This window comes from Rhodococcus sp. 21391, assembly GCF_016772255.1.
In the GTDB taxonomy this organism is placed as follows: Bacteria; Actinomycetota; Actinomycetes; order Mycobacteriales; family Mycobacteriaceae; genus Rhodococcus_F; species Rhodococcus_F opacus.
Window position 1 is genome coordinate 151598 of the sequence record NZ_CP063782.1, and the last position, 19742, is coordinate 171339.

17 protein-coding genes, 1 pseudogene and 1 other annotated feature are annotated in these 19742 nt (G+C 65.2%); of the genes and pseudogenes, 12 read left to right on the plus strand and 6 right to left on the minus strand.

Features of this window, described 5'->3' with window-relative positions:
• Positions 1–47 precede the first annotated feature (47 nt).
• The 9 genes and pseudogenes from GO592_RS35405 to GO592_RS35445 all read left to right on the plus strand — a co-directional run.
• A pseudogene (locus GO592_RS35405) lies at positions 48–761 on the plus strand (reverse transcriptase domain-containing protein); the annotation flags it as partial.
• 169 nt (positions 762–930) lie between these two features.
• A complete protein-coding gene (locus GO592_RS35410; RefSeq protein WP_007299623.1) occupies positions 931–1365 on the plus strand; it encodes a hypothetical protein in 435 nt (144 codons plus the stop codon).
• Between the two features lie 33 nt (positions 1366–1398).
• A protein-coding gene (locus tag GO592_RS35415) for an IS3 family transposase (protein WP_237720557.1) occupies positions 1399–2633 on the plus strand; the annotation gives its coding sequence in 2 pieces (ribosomal slippage) (positions 1399–1678 and positions 1678–2633; 1236 coding nt in all).
• Positions 1677–1805: a sequence feature (AL1L pseudoknot), on the plus strand. Its footprint overlaps the gene before it by 129 nt.
• A gap of 40 nt (positions 2634–2673) precedes the next feature.
• Entirely contained in the window at positions 2674–3222 is a 549-nt protein-coding gene (locus tag GO592_RS35420) for a tyrosine-type recombinase/integrase (protein ID WP_082325000.1), read from the plus strand.
• A complete protein-coding gene (locus tag GO592_RS35425; RefSeq protein ID WP_007299619.1) occupies positions 3212–4216 on the plus strand; it encodes a tyrosine-type recombinase/integrase in 1005 nt (334 codons plus the stop codon). The genes GO592_RS35420 and GO592_RS35425 overlap by 11 nt, the downstream gene beginning before the upstream one ends.
• A gap of 110 nt (positions 4217–4326) precedes the next feature.
• Complete coding sequence (locus tag GO592_RS35430) at positions 4327–5061, plus strand: group II intron maturase-specific domain-containing protein (RefSeq protein ID WP_007299618.1); 735 nt, start codon at positions 4327–4329, stop codon at positions 5059–5061.
• Between the two features lie 1260 nt (positions 5062–6321).
• Positions 6322–7485: an LLM class flavin-dependent oxidoreductase gene (locus tag GO592_RS35435; protein WP_007299616.1), complete on the plus strand. Its 1164-nt coding sequence runs from the start codon at positions 6322–6324 to the stop codon at positions 7483–7485.
• 171 nt (positions 7486–7656) lie between these two features.
• Entirely contained in the window at positions 7657–8502 is an 846-nt protein-coding gene (locus GO592_RS35440; protein ID WP_007299615.1) for a mycofactocin-coupled SDR family oxidoreductase, read from the plus strand.
• A 5-nt stretch (positions 8503–8507) separates the two neighbouring features.
• Positions 8508–9842 (plus strand): MFS transporter, encoded by a 1335-nt coding sequence (locus GO592_RS35445; protein WP_007299614.1) that lies wholly within the window; start codon positions 8508–8510, stop codon positions 9840–9842.
• Between the two features lie 94 nt (positions 9843–9936).
• Here the strand turns inward: GO592_RS35445 and GO592_RS35450 are convergent, their stop codons facing one another.
• Both GO592_RS35450 and GO592_RS35455 read right to left on the minus strand, forming a co-directional pair.
• Positions 9937–11010, minus strand: a complete 1074-nt coding sequence (locus GO592_RS35450; RefSeq protein ID WP_007299613.1) for a CaiB/BaiF CoA transferase family protein — start codon at positions 11008–11010, stop codon at positions 9937–9939.
• Positions 11007–11840 carry a mycofactocin-coupled SDR family oxidoreductase gene (locus tag GO592_RS35455; RefSeq protein WP_007299612.1) on the minus strand — a complete coding sequence of 278 codons (834 nt, stop codon included), beginning with the start codon at positions 11838–11840 and terminating at the stop codon, positions 11007–11009. Before GO592_RS35455 ends, GO592_RS35450 begins: the two co-directional genes overlap by 4 nt.
• Before the next feature lie 217 nt (positions 11841–12057).
• Here GO592_RS35455 and GO592_RS35460 point away from each other — a divergent pair, with 217 nt between their 5' ends.
• Positions 12058–13593, plus strand: a complete 1536-nt coding sequence (locus GO592_RS35460; protein WP_007299611.1) for a class I adenylate-forming enzyme family protein — start codon at positions 12058–12060, stop codon at positions 13591–13593.
• Positions 13594–13679: 86 nt separating this feature from the next.
• Here the strand turns inward: GO592_RS35460 and GO592_RS35465 are convergent, their stop codons facing one another.
• From GO592_RS35465 to GO592_RS35480, 4 genes are all read right to left on the minus strand, one after another.
• The gene (locus GO592_RS35465) at positions 13680–14102 is read right to left on the minus strand and encodes a MaoC family dehydratase (protein ID WP_007299610.1); all 423 of its coding nucleotides are present in this window, start codon (positions 14100–14102) and stop codon (positions 13680–13682) included.
• Complete coding sequence (locus tag GO592_RS35470) at positions 14102–14560, minus strand: hypothetical protein (RefSeq protein WP_007299609.1); 459 nt, start codon at positions 14558–14560, stop codon at positions 14102–14104. Before GO592_RS35470 ends, GO592_RS35465 begins: the two co-directional genes overlap by 1 nt.
• Positions 14561–14580: 20 nt before the next feature.
• Complete coding sequence (locus tag GO592_RS35475; protein WP_007299608.1) at positions 14581–15777, minus strand: acyl-CoA dehydrogenase family protein; 1197 nt, start codon at positions 15775–15777, stop codon at positions 14581–14583.
• Between the two features lie 68 nt (positions 15778–15845).
• On the minus strand, positions 15846–17624 hold the full coding sequence (locus GO592_RS35480; RefSeq protein WP_007299607.1) for a sigma-54-dependent Fis family transcriptional regulator: 1779 nt from the start codon (positions 17622–17624) through the stop codon (positions 15846–15848).
• Between the two features lie 289 nt (positions 17625–17913).
• On the opposite strand from GO592_RS35480, the gene GO592_RS35485 reads away from it, so the two are divergent.
• Positions 17914–18414, plus strand: coding sequence for a flavin reductase family protein (locus tag GO592_RS35485; RefSeq protein ID WP_007299606.1), 501 nt, complete (start codon positions 17914–17916; stop codon positions 18412–18414).
• 19 nt (positions 18415–18433) lie between these two features.
• Entirely contained in the window at positions 18434–19684 is a 1251-nt protein-coding gene (locus GO592_RS35490; RefSeq protein WP_007299605.1) for a bifunctional 3,4-dihydroxy-2-butanone-4-phosphate synthase/GTP cyclohydrolase II, read from the plus strand.
• Positions 19685–19742 lie beyond the last annotated feature (58 nt).

Genomic DNA, 19742 nt, shown 5'->3' on the forward strand with positions numbered 1-19742 from the left:
CAAGACATGCAGTGGAAGGACTGGAAGGTCAGGAGGGAAGGTCGCCGGTGAACACCGACGAACTCGAGCACGCCCTGTATCAGGCGGAGCGACGGGTACTGAAGATCCAGACGAAGCTGCACCGTTGGGCTCGCGATGATCCTCATCGCAGGTTCGACGATCTGTTCAACCTCGTGTCCGATCCCGCGTTCTTGTTGGTGGCGTGGGATCGGGTGAGCGGGAACAAGGGTGCCGGAACCGCCGGGGTGGACGGGCGTACCGCCCGATCCATCGAGGCGGTCGACGGGGTCGAGGATTTCCTTGACGAGTTGCGGTGCAGCATCAAGGACCGCAGCTTCCGCCCGCTGCCGGTCCGCGAGCGGATGATTCCGAAGCCGGGGACGCATAAGCGTCGCCGACTGGGTATTCCGAGCGTGGCGGACAGGGTGGTCCAGGCATCGTTGAAGCTGGTGTTGGAGCCGATCTTCGAGGCGGATTTCCTGCCGTGTTCCTACGGTTTCCGCCCGAAGCGCCGGGCACACGATGCGGTGGCTGAGGTGCGCCATTTTACGACGAGACCACGATGCTATGACTGGATCGTCGAGGGTGACATCAAGGCCTGTTTCGATGAGATCGACCACACGGCCCTGCTGGGGCGGGTGCGTCGTCGAATCGGGGACAACCGTGTCCTGGCCCTGGTGAAGGCATTCCTCAAGGCGGGCATCCTCACCGAGGATCGCCGGTTGGAGGACACCGCCGCCGGAACCCCGCAGGGTGGATTATGCGCAGCTGAACATAATCCACCCTATGAGCAGTGCTGGGTTATGCGTAGCGCCCGGCGGTCGGCGCTGGCGGGGACGGTGTCGACGGTCGAACGCTGCGCATAATCCCGGGGATTCTGGTCACACGGCTCGGCACGGTGCCGGGCCTTCGTGATTGGAGGTCGCTGTCATGGTGACTGTGTCCGAACTGGTGTCCGCGTTGGATGCCGAGTTGGTGCGTCTGGGCGATAAGCCCTCGACGATGGTGTGGTACCGGGGCTGCTGGCGTCGCCTGGAGAGGTTCTTCGCATCCCGTGGGGTCCAGGAGTTCTCGGTGAATCTGGCGATGGAATGGGTCGACCAGGCCTGCGGCGGTTTCTTCGCCAAGGAGCAGGCCGGCACGCTCAAACCGACCGATGTGTATCTGTTCCGCGTCGCGCAGATGCTCGACGACTTCGCGGTTCATGGGGCGGTGCTGCGCCGCTACTCCCGCACCGTGGACAGGCTGACGACCGATCAGGCCGGCATCGTGGCCAGGTTCCGGGCGTGGCTGCGGGCCGCCGGCTGCGCCGCATCGACGGTGCGGACCTATGACACGGTGTCAGGTGCTCCGCCCCGGGTTTGATGGAGACATCCAAGACCCGGGAGGATGATCCACATGGTCGCACCACGGAAGTACCCCGACGAGCTGCGCGAACGCGCCACCCGGATGGCCATCGACGCCCGCAAAGACCCCGAGACCAGGGCCGGCGCCTACAAGCGCGTCGCTGACCAACTCGGCGTTCATCCCGAGGCGCTGCGGACGTGGGTCAAACGCGCCGAGATCGACGAGGGCCTGCGTCCGGGGACCACGAGTGACGATGCATCCCGCCTCGCTGAACTCGAACGCGAAGTCAAAGAGTTACGCCGAGCGAATACGATCCTCAAGCAGGCTTCGGCTTTCTTCGCGGCGGAGCTGGACCGCCCACACAGGTGAAGGTCGAGTTCATCGACCAGTTCAAAGGTGACCACGGCGTCCAGCCGATCTGCGACACGTTGAAAGATACCGATGCCGCGATCGCGCCGAGCACCTACTACGCCGCCAAGACGCGGCCGGAATCGGCCCGTTCGAACCGTGATCGGGAGTTGACCGAACAGATCACCACCATACACGACGACAATTACAGCGTCTACGGCGTCAGAAAGGTCTATGCCGAAATGCACCGCCAAGGCACACCGGTGGCCCGGTGCACGGTGGCACGACTGATGAAGGAAGCAGGTTTGAAAGGTATTGTGCGGAGCAAGAGTCCACGCACCACACGACCGGCAGCGGAGACCGAGCGTCCCGCCGATCTGGTCGAGCGCCGCTTCGTCGCCGACGCTCCGAACCAGCTGTGGGTTGCCGACATCACCTACTGTCGAACGTTCTCCGGCTGGGTCTACGCGGCGTTCGTGATCGACGTCTTCTCCCGGATGGTCGTTGGCTGGCAGGTCGCGACCTCGCTGTATACCGATCTCGCGCTCGACGCACTGGAAATGGCGATCTGGCGGCGAACCCGTGCGGGAGCTGACCTATCGGGTCTGATTCACCACTCCGACCGCGGAGTGCAATATCGAGCGATCCGCTACACCGACCGCCTCGACGAGGCAGATGCGGTGGCTTCCGTTGGGTCACGGGGTGATTCGTACGACAACGCCCTCGCCGAGGCGTACAACAGCCTGTTCAAAGCCGAGCTGATCCGGAACAAGGGCCCCTGGTACGGCATCAACGACGTCGAGATCGCCGTCGCCGAATACGTCGACTGGTTCAACGAGCGCAGGTTGCACGGCGAACTCGGGCAGGTCCCACCCGCCGAGTTCGAGATGATGCATGCCTCGAACCTTGAACAGATCCCACTACTGGAAACCAGATAACCGACTCTCCACAAAACCCGGAGCTTGACAGTTCCGCACGATCTACGCCTGCGGCCTGCGCTGTTCCGAGGCCCGCCTGCTCCGTGTCGGCGACGTCGACCTCGACACCGGTGTGCTGCAAATCCGCGACGCGAAAGACGGGAAAGACCGGCAGGTACCCGTCTCCGGGGCGCTGCACACCCGTCTCGCCGACTACCACGCCCAGGTCGCCGGGCGACCGGACCGGGGGGAATGGTTCTTCCCCGGCAGGCCCACCCAGCCCCTGACCCTCGGTAACGTCGAGCGCAACTTCCGCCGGTTCTTGTGGCAGGCCCGCATCTCCCACGGCGGACGCGGCCACGGCCCCAGGGTGCATGACCTACGACATACGTTCGCGGTCAACAACTTACGGCGGTGGTTCGCGCAGGGGCGCGACGTCGGCGCGTTGCTGCCGGTGCTGCAAACCTACATGGGTCATTCCTCCGTGGCCGACACCGACTACTACCTGCGCCTGACCGCCGAGTCCTATCCGGACATCACCGCCCGGGTGCAGCAGGCCATCGGCGATATCGTCCCTCCCGTGACGGCAGGGCCGCGTCATGGCCACTGACTTCGCGGTGTTCCTGCGCCGGTTCCTGACCGCCCACCTGGCCGGGCTGCGCGGCTGCTCGCCCCACACGATCGCCTCCTACCGAGACGCGTTCAAACTGCTGATCTGCTACTTCCGCGACGAGCGGTCCATCCCGCCGGACAAGCTCACCCTCGAACTGATCGACGCCGCCGCCATCGCCGAGTTCCTCACCTGGCTGCGCACCAGCCGACACAACACCGCCTCGACAAGCAACCAGCGCCTGGCTGCGATCGACTCGTTTTTCACCTGGATGCAATCGGAGGACCCGGCCCGCATGGCGTGCTGCCAGGACATCCTGGCGATTCCCGCCATGAAACACGAACGCCCGGGTTTGGCTCACCTGAGCGTCGAACAGACCCGCCAGCTGCTCGCCCTCCCCGACCGGTCCACCCGCACCGGCAGACGAGACGCGACCTTGCTGGCCACCCTGTATGACACCGCCGCCCGGGTCCAAGAACTCGCCGACCTCACCGTGCGCGACATCCGTGTCGATCACCCCGCCATGGCCGCCCTGACCGGAAAGGGCCGCAAAACCCGCCACGTCCCGCTGGACGCCAACACGACGGCGCTGCTGAGCGCCTACCTGACCGAGCGGCAGCTCGATCGCCCCGGCCGGGACGAGCATCCGGTGTTCTTCAACCAACACCGCCACAAACTCAGTCGCGGCGGAATCGCCTGGATCATCGGCAAATACCAAGCCCGGGCAACCGATGCGGCGCTCGCCAACGCCCACCTCAGTCCACACATCCTGCGCCACAGCCGAGCCATGCACCTCTACGACGCAGGTGTTCCGCTGCCCTACATCCGTGACATCCTCGGCCACGTCGACCTATCCATCACCGAGATCTACGCGCGCGCCTCCACCGAGGCCAAACGCAAAGCCCTCGAAGCCGTCTACCCCGACGTCGTCACCGCCGACCTGACCGAATGGAACCAAGACCCCGATCTGCTCCGTTGGCTCGCCAACCTATAACCGCCCAGGATTATGCGCAGCGTTCGACCGTCGACACCGTCCCCGCCAGCGCCGACCGCCGGGCGCTACGCATAACCAAGCACTGCTCATAGGGTGGAGTCCTCTCGCCGTTGCTGGCGAACGTGGCACTGTCGGTGCTGGACGAGTACATCGCCCAGGCTCCCGGCGGATGGCGCACCAGTAACTTGGAGCGGGCCAAACGGCGTCGTCGCGGCCTGCCGAACTTTCGGCTTGTCCGGTACGCGGACGACTGGTGCCTGATGGTCAAGGGCACCAGGGCCGACGCCGAGGCCCTCCGGGAGGAGGTCGCCGCCGTGCTGGCGACGATCGGGTTGCGTCTGTCACCGGACAAGACCCTGATCACCCACATCGACGAGGGGCTGGACTTCCTCGGGTGGCGCATCCAGCGGCACCGCAAACGCGGAACCAGCCAGCACTTCATCTACAACTATCCGTCGAAGAAGGCAGTGCTGGCCGTCAAACGGAAGGTGAAGATGCTGTGCCGACAGGTCGTAACCAATCAGCCGCTCGATGATCTGCTGCGTCGGGTGAATCCGTCGCTGCGGGGATGGTGCGGCTACTTCCGGGCGGGGGTGTCCTCCGCGGTCTTTTCCTACCTCAGTCACTATGTGTGGCAGACGGTGTGGCGATGGCTACGGCGAAAACACCCCCGGTCGACCTGGAAGACGCTCCGCCGCCGCTACTGCGGCGGCGGATGGTGGCCCGCCAGTGAGCATCGGGAGCTGATCGATCTCGAGAAGATCGGCACGACCCGCTACCGCTACCGCGGTACGGTCATCCCCTCACCCTGGCCGGACACCAACGAGGAACACACCGCGGCCTGAACGGGTCTTGTGGAGAGCCCGGTGCATTGAAAGGTGCACGCCGGGTTCGGGAAGCGGTCCGGGGAGACGGAGTCGCCGCGAGGCGGCCACCGCGCCCCGGGCCGACTTTCACGAATTGGTGAGCCGCTTCCAGTTCGTTGACCGCAAACTCCGTCGATGTGCGAGGCCTGCGCGAACGCCACCGCCCGGCCAAACGCGATCATCGACCATCCGCCCAGCGAGGAAATCCCGTGGGTTGGGTCGATCTGCCGGAGTCCACCCACCTCCTGGGCTGCGCGAGGCTCGTCGGTCACAAAACTGGGAGGCAAAGCGCTCACGTAAACCTTGCAGCGGTGCCAGACGATATCGCCGTGAGTACAGAGTCCGAATACACCAAGTCTGTACGTTCGGCGCATCGACTCGCTCTTTGAGTTCGGTAGCGTCGCACCGCCTCATCGAGGCGGTGACTGTAGTGCGCGGCTACGAGTCCGAAGGCCGCATGTATGTGCTGGGCTGATGGGCCGCCGATCGGCGCCCACAGTACGGCGAAGTCGAGGATGTCGTGATCGGCGGCGGCTCCGTCGGCAGCCCAGGGGCGCCCAGCCGTGCTCGCGTGGCGCGGTGGTTTCAGGAGTGCCTTGTTGTTGCTCATGCCAACGTGTCTCACTAGGTGGTTTGTTGTTGGTCGCTTTCCTGGACAGCCTCCATACGCCTACGCGACGCGATCGAAGATTCCCTTGATCCGACGTCGCATCATTATGGAAACGAGTTGGCTGACTAATTCTCTTTCATCAGGCGCCAATTCACGAGTTCGCCGCGCCGCGCCGATGATCTCGATGCAACGAACGTGGAGACGCTCGGACGACATCCCGAACTCCACCCACGTTCTGTCTGCCGGCGGCCACCCATATGGCGCCCACATGACGACGAACTGTGCGATTTGCCGATCAGTCCTGTCCATGACTTCTCCTCCACGGAATTGCCGCCACGATCCGTGACGGTAAACAGTTTCGGTGCAATCAGGGCGAATCACTTGTCTGATATTGGGACACGGGACTCACCGGTGGATGATGCACTGCTAGAGCCACCTGCGGGACATCCGGTTTGCCACCGTCATGTGTGGAAGCTCGAGCTGCGGACAGTACAACCGGGAAAGATTTCGGGCGTCAGCCCTGCAGGCGGTGGTGTCCGAATGCGCTACATCACAGTACGTCGATCGGCTGGATGCTGGTGACCACAGAGCAGAGTCCCGTCATACGGATACGTCGATCAGGAGAAATCATGGGCAACCCACGCGCAACCGTCGAATTCGGGGCATTCCTCGCTCCGTGGCACAAGATCGAGACGGATGCGAACACCGCGATCCACCAGGACCTGCAGCTCGTCGAGCACATGGACAAGCTCGGCTTCGCCGAGTTCTGGATCGGTGAGCATCACTCCGGCGGTGTGGAGATCGTGTCCTCACCGGAGATGTTCCTCGCTGCCGCCGCTCAGCGGACGTCACGGATCAAACTGGGCCTCGGGGTGGTCTCGCTGCCCTATCACCACCCCTTCATGATTGCTGACCGGCTGGTGTTGCTCGACCACCTCAGCCGCGGACGCGTGATCTTCGGCGCGGGCCCCGGTCAGCTCGCAGACGACGCCCACATGATCGGCATCGACCCGGTAGAGAGCCGGCGGAAGATGGAGCAGGCTTTCGACGTGATTCACCGTCTCCTCGACGGCGAGACGGTCACGGAGGAGACGGATTGGTACAAGATCCAGGACGCCTACCTGCACGTTGCGCCGTACTCGACCATCGAGAAGGCTGTCACCGCCACGGTGTCGCCGACCGGCCCGAAGCTCGCGGGAAAGTACGGGGCAGGAATCCTCTCGCTCGCGGCCACCAACCCGATGGGCGTCGAGTTGCTCGCAGGCCACTGGGACATCGCCGAGCAGATCGCAGCCGAGAACGGACGCACCGTGTCTCGTGACCAGTGGCGTCTCACCGGTCTGATGCATGTGGCGGAGACCGAGGAACAGGCGCGGGCGGACTGCCGGCACGGGCTGTTGGATTTGATGAACTATCTCTCGCACGTTACCCCGGGCTTCGATCCCGCTCCGGACGTCGACACGCTGATCGACGGTGTCAATGAGAGCGGCCTCGCTGTCATCGGTACTCCGGAGATGGCGATCGCACAGATCGAGCGGTTGCAGGAGAAGTCCGGCGGATTCGGAAAGTTCCTCGTTCTGCACGGTGAGTGGGCTCCGCAGCCGGCCGCGCTGCGGAGCTTCGAGCTGATCGCCGAGCGGGTCGCGCCGGAGTTCCGTGGCGCGCGCACTTCGCGTCAGCGGGGCTACAACCAGGTGGTCAACAGCAACCGTGCCGGTGCCGATGCCACCGCCGCCGGCCAGGCGGCCGCTCAGAAGCAGTTCGAGGCGGAGCGTGCCGTGAGCGTGGGCTGATTTGCATTGCAGCGGGGCGGGGTTCGGTGATCGATGCCGAACCCCGTCCCGCTGTTGTGTATGGGCGGGACGTTGGCTCGGCAGAGGTGTAGCGAAGTAGGACATCGTGTGACCCGCGGCACACCTACCGTTCGTAGCGATCAAGACGTCGGCATCGAAAGGATCGTGGATATGGGAACTCTCGAGGGGAAGGTCGCGCTGGTTACCGGCGGCGCACGCGGCCAGGGGCTGGCACACGCACACGCACTCGCGAACGAGGGCGCGGACATCGTCCTGCTCGATATTTGCGAGCAAATCGATTCGGTCCAGTACGGGCTGTCGACCGAGGAGGATCTCACGCTCGCGGCGAAGTCCGTTGGTTCGCTGGGTGTGCGGGTCGCCACGCACAGGACGGATGCGCGTTCGTCATCCGCACTCGATGTTGCGGTGGCGGAGACCGTTGCCGCGTTCGGGAGCATCGACATCGTGGTGATCAATCACGGCATCTGGACCCGCGGAGCGTTGTGGGATCTGACCGACGAGGACTGGCTCGATACCATCGACGTCAACCTCAATGGAGTGTGGCGGACCCTGAGAGCGGTAGCACCGCAATTGATCACGCAGCGATCGGGATCGGTGATCATCACCGCATCGGTCAACGGGGTGGAGGCGCAGGCCGGCGCCGCTCACTACACCGCGGCCAAGCACGGTGCGCTCGGTCTGATGAAAGCGGCCGCATTGGAGTTCGCTCCCTACGGCGTCAGGGTCAACGCGATCCTGCCCGGATTTGTCGACACTGCGATGACGAACTGGCAGGGCTGCTATGACATGACCGGCGGAAAGCCGGGCTCCACCCGCGCCGACCACGAGGCCGCGGCGCGCCATTGGCACGCGATCGGAGGTCTGATCGAGCCCGACGAGATCAGCGGAGCTGTGGTGTACCTCGCTTCCGACGCCGCGCGCCGAGTCACCGGAGTCGAGCTCCCAGTCGACGGCGGCCACCTGGTCCTGTCCACCTTCAACCCGAACCCGAGCTGATCACCATGGCTGCGGGCAAGAGCCTTCGGCGGTTGCTGGTCTCGGCTCTGAGCGCCAGCACGCTCGAATGGTATGACTTCTTCATCTACGGGACCGCGGCGGCGCTGGTCTTCAACAAGGTATTTTTCCCCGAGGTCAGCCCGATCGTCGGTACGATCGCGGCGTTTGCAACCTTTGGTGTCGGGTTCCTGTTCCGGCCCCTCGGTGGCATCATCTTCGGTCACTACGGCGACCGCCTCGGACGCAAGGCCATGCTGGTCGTCGCGATGCTGGTGATGGGCGTGGCCACTTTCCTGATCGGACTGATTCCGAGCTACGCGCAGATCGGAATCGCCGCTCCGGTGATTCTGCTGATGCTGCGCGCAGTGCAAGGGATCGCAGTCGGCGGACAGTACGGCGGGGCCATGCTGATCGTGACCGAGAACGCCCCACCGCATAGGCGTGGTTTCTTCGGCAGCTTCGCGCAGGTGGGTCCGTCGCTCGCGGTGATCCTATCCAATCTCGTGTTTCTGGTCGTCGTCGCATCGATGAGCACGGAGGCACTCCAATCCTGGGGCTGGCGCATCCCTTTCTTGCTGAGTGCGATTGTGGTTGCCCTTGGTCTCTACATCCAGATCACCATCGAGGACTCCGACGAGTTCAAGCAGTTGCAGGCGCGGGCGGCCGAGCAGAAGTCCGCCGATGTTCCGGTGCGGCCGCGGTCACCGATCGTCACTGCGCTGCGTGAGCACCCCCGCGAGGTCCTGCAGGCAGCGGGGATGATCCTGGTCGTTCAGGTGTACTACTACATCGTGACGGTTTTCCTCGTCTCGTTCGCCACAGCAGAGGGTGTGTCGAAGTCGACGGCACTGTGGGTGGTTCTCCTCTCCAGCGCAGTCACCGTCGCCTCGATTCCGCTGTTCGCCTTGGTGTCGGACAAGGTTGGGCGCAAACGAGTCCTGCTGATCGCGGCAGTCGCGACCACCGCGTCGGCGTTCCCGTTCGTGTTGCTCCTCGGCACCGGCAGCATTGTGTTGATGCTGTTCGCGGCACTGCTCCCTGGAATCACACTGGGCGCACTCTACGGCCCGATGGCCGCCTTCTACTACGAGATGTTCCCCGCCGAGGTGCGGTACTCGGGCGCGTCCCTCGGTTACCAACTCGGCGCAGTCCTGGGCGGCGGGTTCGCTCCACTGATCGCAACGAGCCTGTTCGCCTGGACCGGCACCGTGCTTTCGGTCGGCGCCTACGTGACCGTTGCCGGTGTCCTGAGTATCTGGGCGATCGCTTCCGCCCGCGAAACCTACCGGCCGGCAGCCACCAGCCGGTCGGAGGAGACGGTGGACGTGTCGTCGATCTGATCGTGATCCGGCCGCGGTCGATTCACGATTGCGCACGTCGCTGCCGGAGGGGAGCTTCGGGGTCACTGAGTGGTGTGGCCCCGAAGCTCCTCGTTCACCAGATCGAGCTGATGTCGGTCAGGACCACGGCGGCCTGGCCGGCTCTGTTGGGTGTTCGGGACAGGCGCGGTGCGGCACCGGGCTGCAGAACGCCGTCGCGAGGACCGATCGCCTGCCGGTGGGCCACCTGAGGCTGACCGGACACTTCGTCGAATGACAGCACCGGGGTCACGCAGGCGTCGATCGAGTCGAAGACTGTCTCCCACTCGGCGCGGCTCCGGGTCGCGAACGCTGTTGCGAACAGCTCACGCAGCTCCGGCCATCGGGACCGGTCGTCGCGATCGGGTGCTTCCTCGATGGCGAGACCGTCGAGGAGCGCCTGATAGAACTGCGGCTCGATCGCTCCCACAGCCATGTAGCCGCCGTCGGCTGTCCGGTAGCAGTCGTAATACGGTGCACCCCCGTCGAGCACGTTGGCACCTCGCTCATCGGTCCAGTCGCCGGCGGCTCGCATCGCCCAGACCGAGTGGGCCAGGGTCAGGGTTCCGTCGAGCATCGCCGCGTCGACCACCTGGCCTCGTCCGGACCGTGCCCGCTCGACGAGCGCGGCCAGCAGCCCCGCGATCAGGAACATCGAGCCGCCACCGAAATCGCCGATGAGATTCAGTGGCGGTAACGGAGGACCTTCAGCCGGTCCGATCGCGTTCAGTACGCCCGTGGCAGCGATGAAGTTGATGTCATGGCCGGGTTTTGCGGCCCACGGGCCGTCCTGACCCCACCCGGTCATTCGCCCGTAGATCAAGCCGGGATTGACGTTTGCAAAGGTGTCCGGGCCCAGGCCGAGCCGCTCTGCGACTCCCGGCCTGAATCCTTCGATCAGGATGTCGGCCTTCAGCGCGAGCGCCCGGACGTCGTCGAGGTCGTCCGGGTCCTTCAGGTTCGCGGTGATGATTCGACGTCCGCGCAGCGTGGGGTCCGGGGCCGGGGTACTGGAGGGGTCGGGGCGTTGAACCCGGACGACGTCGGCGCCGAGGTCGGCGAGCATGAGTGCTGCATGTGGGGCGGGCCCCACGCCGGCGAGTTCGAGGACTCGGATTCCGGCGAGGGGCCCATGGTGCGTGTCGGTCACTTGATCAGGCATCCCGCGTCGACGGGCAGGGTGGCGCCGGTGATGTACCGTGCCTCGTCCGAGACCAGGAACAACAGCGCATTGCTGACATCCCGCGGCTCCACCCACGGAATCGGCAGGGCGTTCGTCGACGCCGACGCGGGCTCGAAGTCCTCCCGGGTCGGAGCCTCGAGGTCCGGGCGGAAGATTCGGTACGTGCCCTCGTTCTGGATCATCGGGGTATCCACCTGAGTGGGGTGGATGGAGTTCACTCGGATGCCGTGCGGAGCGAGTTCGTTCGCGAGGCTGCGCATCAGCCCGACGACACCGTGCTTGGCGGAGACGTAGTGGGCAATGCGGGCGTAACCCTTCAGCCCCGCAGCCGAGCTGGTGAGGACGATCGCGCCGCCCCGGCCGCCTTCGATCAGATGCGGGATGCCTGCCTTGGCCGTATGCCAGACACCGGTGAGGTTGATGTCGAGCATCTGCTGCCACGTCGTTTCGGGAATCTCGTGCGCCAGGTGTGGGTTGCTCGCGATGCCCGCGTTGGCGGAGACGATGTCGAGTCGACCGAGTTCGGCGACAGCCCCGTTCACCCCGTTCGTCAGGGCCTCGGCGTCGCGGACGTCGACCTCGAACGTGATGACGCGGCGACCGAGTTTTTCGACGAAACGGGCGGTCTCGGCGAGTTCGTCGGCCGTGCCGGCTTCGTACCCGATGTCGATGATCTCCCGCGGGACATCGACCGCGATGATGTCCGCTCCTTCCTCGGCGAGGCGAATCGCGTGCTCTCGCCCCTGGCCTCGTGCCGCTCCCGTGATCAGGGCGACCTTGCCTTCAATTCGACCCACAACTACTCCTCTACTTGTACAGATGTTGTGTCGTACGACACATTCTCTGTGCTGAGATGGGGCCGGGGTTGTCGCGTTTCGCGACAGTGCCCGGCGGGTGTATTCGATTGCGACATCCTCGGGCCGCGAACGGGGGTGTACTTCTACACCACAGGCTGATTTCGGCGACTTGCGTGCCGGTCGGCTTCCGGACCTTTACTTCTGACGAAGGATGCACGTGAACCTTTCCAACGTCCTCGTCCGCGTCGCAGCGCGCCGACCCGACGCGGTCGCAGTCCGATTCGGTGGTGATGAGCTGACGTTCGAGCAGTTCGTCGCCGTCTCCCGGCAGTTCTCGGCGTTTCTCGACTCCGTCGGCGTGGTGCCTGGCGATCGTGTCGGGGTCTACGCCTCCAACCGGCTCGAGTCCTTCTGCTTTCTCCTCGGGACCTGGATGGCGGGCGCGATTGCGGTGCCGTACAACCTGTCCGTCCCGCGGGGACCCCTACGGCACGCTGTCGAAGACTCCGATCCCACACTGATCGTGGTTGCCGACAGCGAGGTCGAGCTGATCCAGGACGTGTGCGACGGGTTGGGCGGCGCGGAGCGGATCCTGGCGGTAGGGCCGAACGCCGCCACCGCCGGCGCGACCTGGACGTGGCACGACGTGACGACGCTACCCGAGCGGGACGAGATTGCGCCTCGGCTCGACGGAGACGAAGCACTCCTGATGTACACCAGCGGTTCGACCGGAATCCCGAAGGGTGTTCGGCAAACTCATCGGACTACAGGGGCCGCTGTCGACGCCACGATTGACATCTTCGACTTGAACGCCGATGACAGCGCACTCGTGTGCACTCCCCTGTTCCATGTCGGCGGTCTGCAACTGATTTCCCTTCCTGTCCTCGTCGCTGGCGGGTCGGTCACGCTGATGTCGAAATGGGATCCGATCGGGTGGGTCGATTTGGCGCGGAGTTGGTCACCAAGCTATGTGGCGCTGGTCCCGACCATGGCAATCGATGTTGCCAACCGTATGAGTGGCGCGGAACCGGTGCAGCTACCTAGTGTGCGAATCTGCGCGGTCGGTGGATCGGGGCTTCCGGAGGGCCCGCTGCGACGGTTCCGGGAGGCAACCGGGATCGGCTCGGTGATCAACATCTACGGCCAAACCGAGCAGAACGGGTTGGCGGCGTGCGAACGAATCGGGGAGAACCCGCTGCCGGTCTGTTTGGGCCGGCCACTCGAACAGGTCGTGCAGTGGCAGTTGGTCGACCCGACCACCCAGCAGCGCGTCGCCGAGAGCAGCGCCGAGATCGGGGAACTGCAGGTGCGTGGTGATGCGGTGACGCCGGGCTACTGGAAGCGACCCGACGCCGATGCGGAGCGGTTCACCGATGGCTGGTTCCGAACGGGTGACCTGATGAGGGTTCGGCCCGACGGACAGCTCGAATACGTCGAGCGGATCGACGACATGATCATCAGCGGCGGCGAGAACGTCTATCCGCAGATGGTGGAGAACTACCTGGCCTCCTCCCCGGACGTCGCTGAAGTTGCCGTAATCGGAACACCGCACGAGCGGTGGGTCGAACAGGTGACAGCGATCGTCGTCGCGTCCCGCGAGGGAGTGACGGTGGCCGATATCGCCGAGTTCTGTCAGCACCATCCCGACCTGAGAGGTCTCTCACGACCTCGACGGATCGAGATGGTCCCCGCGCTGCCGCGAACCGGGAACAACAAGATCAACAAACCGGAGCTCAAGCGGATGTTCCGCTGAACCCAGACGTTTTCACCAAGCCCTGAAGGAGGGTGGTGCACGGTGTGCACCACCCTCCTTCAGTTTGCGAATGCCGTTGCGGCGAATCACTCTTCGGGAATGGCGACCACGACTGTTCCGTCGATGACGCGTGTGCCGTCGCCTCGGTCGACCCAGACCTCGCACAGCGCGCGGCGGTTGTCGCCGCCACCGGTCAGTTCGAGCACCGTCCCGCCGGCGGTGACTGCATCACCGGCGCGGACGTTGTCGCGGAATCGGCACTTGATCCGCCGGAGGGCGGACCGGGTGCCTGCCCAGGAGGTGATCATGTCGATGATGTACGCCATCGTCGAACCGCCCTGATTGATTTCCCGGTCACCCATACCTGCGGCGGCGACCGCGTCCAGGTCGAAGTGGATGGGGTTGGGGTCGTCGAGGATCAGTGCGATCTGCCGGATGTGTTCACCGTCGACCGGGTCCACGACGAACGGCGGGATCGTGTAGCCGGGCGTAATCTCGCTGGTGGACATCAGTTCTGCCCTCTCTTGAACAGGTAGACACTTGTCACCACGCCGACGGGGTCGGTCGGTGCGGAGGTGTCGAACAGGGTCACCGTCACGGTAAGGCTGTCGAGGATCGATCCGTCCCTGGTGGTGCGCCGATCGATGCGGTCGATCGAGGCGGTCGTCCGATAGGTGTGACCCACCGCCAGCGGCTGGATCTGGTCGATACCGCAGGTCCCGAACAGCAGGGTGTCGGTGTCTCGCTTGTCTGCCAGTGCGCACAACTCGTCGACGCTGATGCCCATGCCACGCAACGCGATGATGAGGAACCAGATCGAGTGAGCGCTCTCGCCCGCGTCACGGTCAGCGGCCGCGTGGAGCGCGTGATCGGTGATCGCGGACTGATGCCGCGAGATGGTGGTGGTGTCTCCGGGCAGCTGCCGGCCGACCAGGCCGGGGTCCAGCTCCTTGACTGCAATAGTCATCGGGTGATGCCTTTCGTGAATCAGTAGGAGCGGGGCAAACCGAGGGTGTGCTGGGCGATGTGGTTGAGCACCATCTCCGAGGACACCGGCGCGATCTGCTGCAGACGCACGATCGACCACAGGTCGGCGAGTCCGTACTCGAGCGCCAAACCGTTGCCACCATGGACCTGGATGGCAGTGTCGAGGGCATGGTGCCCGACCTTGGATGCGAGGTACTTGGCCATGTTCGCCGCTTCCCCGGCGGGCAGGCCGGCGTCGTAGAGCGCGGCCGCCTTCCACGTCATGCCGCGGGCTGCCTCGAGCTCGATCTTGGCGGCCGCCAGGGGGTGCTGGACGGACTGATAGCTGCCGATCGGGGTCGTGCCCCACACGGTCCGTTCCTTGACGTAGCGGCACGCCTTGTCGATGGCGTAGCGGGCGATACCGGTACAGATCACTGCACTCAGTACCCGCTCGGGGTTCAGACCGTCGAACAGCGGCACCAAGCCCTTGTCGACTTCGCCGACCACCCGTTCGGCAGGGATACGCACGTTGTCGAAGAAAAGGGTGAACTGGCGTTCGGGCGCGGACAGGGCCGTCGGAATGAGCTCGCGGGTCAGCCCCTCGACATCCGGATCGACGACGAACAACGTCAGCCGGCCGCGGCCGGTCTTCTCGTCGGTCCCGGTACGGGCGACGAGGAGGAAGTGATCACAGTGGTCGACACCCGAGATGTAGTACTTGGTGCCCTTGACGATGTAATCGTCGCCGTCGCGGATCGCGGTGGTCGAGACGTTGTGCGAGTTCGATCCGGCGTCCGGCTCGGTCAGCGCGAAGACGAATTTCTTCTCGCCACTCGCGATCCCGGGAAGATACTGCCGCTTCTGTTCCTCGGTTCCGTGCCGTCCGAACACGCTGCCCGCGATGCCCTGGGAGAGCACCATGGCCAGCTCCGGGCAGCCGCCCGCCGCCAGCTCTTCGCTGACGATCGCCTGCTGGGTCAGGCCGGCGCCGCTGCCGCCGTACTCCTCTGCGATGTTGAGGCCGAGGTAGCCGTTGCGACCGAGCTCGTCCCAGAGGTCCTGCATCGGTTCCCCGGTGGCCGAACACTTCTGGAAATAGCCGTGACCGTACTTGGCGACGATGCGGGCGACCGTCTCCCGCAGGAGGGTTTCCTCTTCATCGGCGATGAGCGGTAGCGACGCGGCGGGTTGAGTTTCTGTGGAATGAGACACCATGGATCGATTGTGTGTCTCGAAGCCGGGTGGTGGATGTCGCAACCTGCGCCACCGCCCGGACCGTCCCGTCAGAAATTGGCGGAGTCGATGTCGATACCGAGTGATCGAACCTTCCGGTACAGCGTGGATCGCGCGATCCCGAGCCGATCCGAGGCGAGGCGCTTGTTCCCGCCTGCGTCGCGGAGCGCATTCATGATCGCCTTCGCCTCCATCTGTTCGAGACCCTGTAGCTGCCGGCGGGACGCCTGTACGCGGTGCTCGATCGGCAGGTCCTGCGCTCCGATGTACCGGCGGCTGCGGCCTGCGACGAGTTCACGCACGAGTGCATCAAGTCCGGCGACATTGCGATCCCAGTCGATGCGGCCGAGGGCTTGGACCGCGTCGGGCATCCAGTGGATCCTCTGGTTCGGCGGGCTGTAGCGCCTACTGACCGCTTCGAGCAGCAGCGGAAGATCGCCCGCACGGTCTGCGAGCGAGGGAACCTCGACGACTCGATCGAACCATTCCACCAGTTGCGGGAGCGCGGTGGTCGGGGCGCCCGTGGTTGCCACGACTCGGATCTGCCGGGCGCGGGCGCGGGCAACCGCGGTTGCGGTTTCGCGCAGGTCGTCGGGATCGAGGGCGTCGATGCGCCGGAGAATCAGCAGCGACGGAGTCCGATCGATGGCATCGGCGATTCGGGTGCCCCAGTCCACCACGCTCGTGGGCGACTGCGTCAGGGCATCGACCACGGCGGTGTCGGGCTCGTCGGCCAACGCACGCGCAACCGCAAACTTTCCGACGCCGGGCTGGCCGGTCAATAGCAGTGCACGGTTTCCGGCGTCGGTGACCGCGTGACACATCGCACGCCACGCAGGCGAGTTTCCGACGAGCTCACCGAGCACGGGCGCGGGTTCGGGCGCATTACCGCCGCGTGACGGGTGACTGGCGACCTTGAGTCGAAGCAGAGCACCGACGGTGGCGGGGCCGTCGGTCACCGGCACCACGTCGACGCCCACCGCGGCGCCGTCTGCGAGCGACACCGTCTTCTGGAGAGCCGCATCGGTATCGGTATCGGATCGCAGAGCCCGGGCAGCGTGTTCCCACAGGATCGCCTGATCGGATGGTCCGAGGATTCGGGCGGCCGCGGCGTTGCTGATGATGGTCTGCTCGTCGAGACAGATCACGGCGTGTCGGCTGTCGCGGTTATCAGCGAGGAATGCCTCGAACAGAAGCTGTTCGCGGCGGGTGGCCGAGGTGGCGAGCGCCTGCGTGATCTGGGTAGCGACCTCGCACACCCACGACAACATGATCGGGTTGGTGTCGCTGTACCGGCAGGTCAGATTCAGCGTTCCGATCAGTCGTTTGGTGACCGGATGGTGGATCGGTGCGCCGGCGCAGGTGAGCTGCAGCGACTCCTCGAAGAAGTGTTCGGGACCGGCGACGAGCGCGGGACGCCCGGTTTCGAGGACCATGCCGCCGCTGTTGGTACCCACCGTGGTCTCGGCGAAGGAGTACCCGGGAAGCACGTCGTGCCGGTCCAGGCGTCGGGAGAAGCGGCTGTCCTCGACCCACCGCGCGACAACCCAACCGCTCGCATCCGTCACTGTCAGGCTGCTCGACGAATCGACGAGGGCACCGCGCTTGGATTCGATCACCGGAACCGCCACGGACAGCAGTTGTTCCGAGGACTGCGAGTCCGGACGAAAGGTGGGTCGCGAACGCTCCGGTTCGAGGCCGTACATCAGGGAACGTTTCCAGGACTGTGCGATCTCCTTGCGGACGATACCCCGTTGGGTCGGGTCCGCACCTTCAAGGAAGAGCTCACGCTCGTGCAGCAAGGTACGGGTGCGGTCGTCGAGTGACAAGGCGGGTGTCCTTTCGTCATGGCCGGGGCCCGAGAGCACGCGGCACATGCATTTCCGGCGTCGCCCACCACAGACCTGCCCAGGCTGTGAGGTGCAACACGTCCATGATGACAAGCTACTGACATCGCGTCAACAGTGCTGCGGCAGATCCGCGCGGATTCGGATGTCGCGATGTGCACCGCCGCAGCCGGCATCGGTCGCCGCGCTGTCCCGATCTGCGACAACCCCGCCGCTCTGCGCTCCATACAGTGACCCCTGTCACCACCTGCACTACGAATCGAGGCCCACCATGACCGCCGACATCACGGCCGACGCCCCCAACTTCCGAGAGGCGATGGCGCGGTTTCCCAGCGGCGTCACCATCGTCACCACGGTCGATGAACAGGGTCACCAGCGGGGCTTCACCGCGAGCTCATTCTGCTCGGTGTCGATGGATCCGCAGTTGGTCCTCGTTTGCCTGGCCACCGGCGCGGAGTGTCACGAAAGCTTCGAACGCGCGGACACCTGGCTGGTCCACATCGCCGGGATGGAGCACGAATCGATCGCCCGGCGGTTCGCGACCCGAGGCGCCGACAAATTCGCCGGAGACGACTTCACCCCGCACACCTCAGGGCTCCCGCACCTCGCCGATGCCCCGGTGGTCCTCGAGTGCCGGGCACACGCGCGCTACCCAGGAGGCGACCACACGATCCTCGTCGGCGAGGTCGTGTCGGTCGGACTCGGCGACCCGGCCCCGGTCGTCTACTTCGACCGCACCTTCACCCCCGCCCCACGCTCCGGCCGGAACTGACCCGAGACCCTGTAACCCCATGCCCGAGAAGGAGATCACCGTGACCACATCGACGATCGAGACGGCACTGGCAGACCTTCGCGCCGGACGGCTGGTGGTCGTGGTCGACGACCCAGGCCGTGAGAACGAAGGTGATCTCATCGGCTGCGCGGCAACCATCACCGAAGACCAGGTCGCGTTCATGGTGCGCCACAGCACCGGCATCCTCTGCGCTCCGATGTCCACGGCGCGCGCCGACAGACTGCACCTGCCCCAGATGGTCGGAAACAACACCGATTGTCACAGCACAGCGTTCACGATCACCGTCGACCACGTCGGTACCACGACGGGTGTGTCGGCAGTCGACCGCGCCCGAACCCTCCGCGCCCTCGCCGACCCCGATTGCCACACCGCGGACCTGCGCCGACCCGGTCACGTGTTCCCACTCGTCGCCCGGGCCGGCGGCGTCCTCGAACGCGCCGGACACACCGAAGCGGCTGTCGACCTGCTGACCCTGGCGGGACTTCCGACGGTCGGTGTGATCGGCGAGATCGTCGAGGACTCCGGCGCCATGCGCGCCGGCCGGTCGCTCGACGACTTCGTCGACGAACACCAGCTCACCAAGATCACCATCACCGACCTGGTTCGCTACCGGCGTGAGCGGGAATCGTCCGTCATCGCGACCGGCAGTGCCGAACTGCCCACCGAGTTCGGTCACTTTCGGGCCCACGCGTACCGGGCCACCGCCGACGGAACCGAGCATCTCGCGCTGACGGTCGGTGATCTGACCGCATACACGAGCAACCCGGCCGGCGTACTCGTCCGGGTCCACAGCGAATGCCTCACCGGAGACCTCGCCGGATCGCTGCGCTGCGACTGCGGCGTCCAGTTCCGCGAGTCGCTGCGGCGCATCGCCGCGGAAGGAGTCGGCGTGCTGGTGTATCTCCGCGGGCACGAGGGCCGCGGGATCGGACTCGGTCACAAGCTCCGCGCCTACACCTTGCAGGAGAACGGCGCCGACACGGTCGAGGCCAACGAGGCTCTGGGTCTGCCCGTCGACAGCCGCGACTACCGCGTCGGCGCGGAGATTCTCGTCGACCTCGGTGTGCGCCGAATGCGTCTGATCACCAACAACCCCGAGAAGTACACCGGCCTCGACGGCTACGGCCTCGAGATCGCCGAACGGGTGCAACTGCCGGTGCACACCACACCGGAGAACGTGGCCTACCTGCGCACCAAGAGGGACCGGATGGGGCACCTGCTCGAGATCCCCCCAGCGGTCGGCGACTGACGGCAACCTCTCGCTCACAGCACGAATCGGGGTGGCAGGTGAGCATTACTGCTCCCCG

Excerpts from the sequence above, each read along its gene's own strand:
- GO592_RS35410 (WP_007299623.1), top strand. The coding sequence starts at position 931 with ATGGTGACTGTGTCCGAACTGGTGTCCGCGTTGGATGCCGAGTTGGTG.
- GO592_RS35425 (WP_007299619.1), top strand. The coding sequence starts at position 3,212 with ATGGCCACTGACTTCGCGGTGTTCCTGCGCCGGTTCCTGACCGCCCAC.
- GO592_RS35435 (WP_007299616.1), top strand. The coding sequence starts at position 6,322 with ATGGGCAACCCACGCGCAACCGTCGAATTCGGGGCATTCCTCGCTCCG.
- GO592_RS35440 (WP_007299615.1), top strand. The coding sequence starts at position 7,657 with ATGGGAACTCTCGAGGGGAAGGTCGCGCTGGTTACCGGCGGCGCACGC.
- GO592_RS35445 (WP_007299614.1), top strand. The coding sequence starts at position 8,508 with ATGGCTGCGGGCAAGAGCCTTCGGCGGTTGCTGGTCTCGGCTCTGAGC.
- GO592_RS35465 (WP_007299610.1), bottom strand. The coding sequence starts at position 14,102 with ATGTCCACCAGCGAGATTACGCCCGGCTACACGATCCCGCCGTTCGTC.
- GO592_RS35470 (WP_007299609.1), bottom strand. The coding sequence starts at position 14,560 with ATGACTATTGCAGTCAAGGAGCTGGACCCCGGCCTGGTCGGCCGGCAG.
- GO592_RS35475 (WP_007299608.1), bottom strand. The coding sequence starts at position 15,777 with ATGGTGTCTCATTCCACAGAAACTCAACCCGCCGCGTCGCTACCGCTC.
- GO592_RS35485 (WP_007299606.1), top strand. The coding sequence starts at position 17,914 with ATGACCGCCGACATCACGGCCGACGCCCCCAACTTCCGAGAGGCGATG.
- GO592_RS35490 (WP_007299605.1), top strand. The coding sequence starts at position 18,434 with ATGCCCGAGAAGGAGATCACCGTGACCACATCGACGATCGAGACGGCA.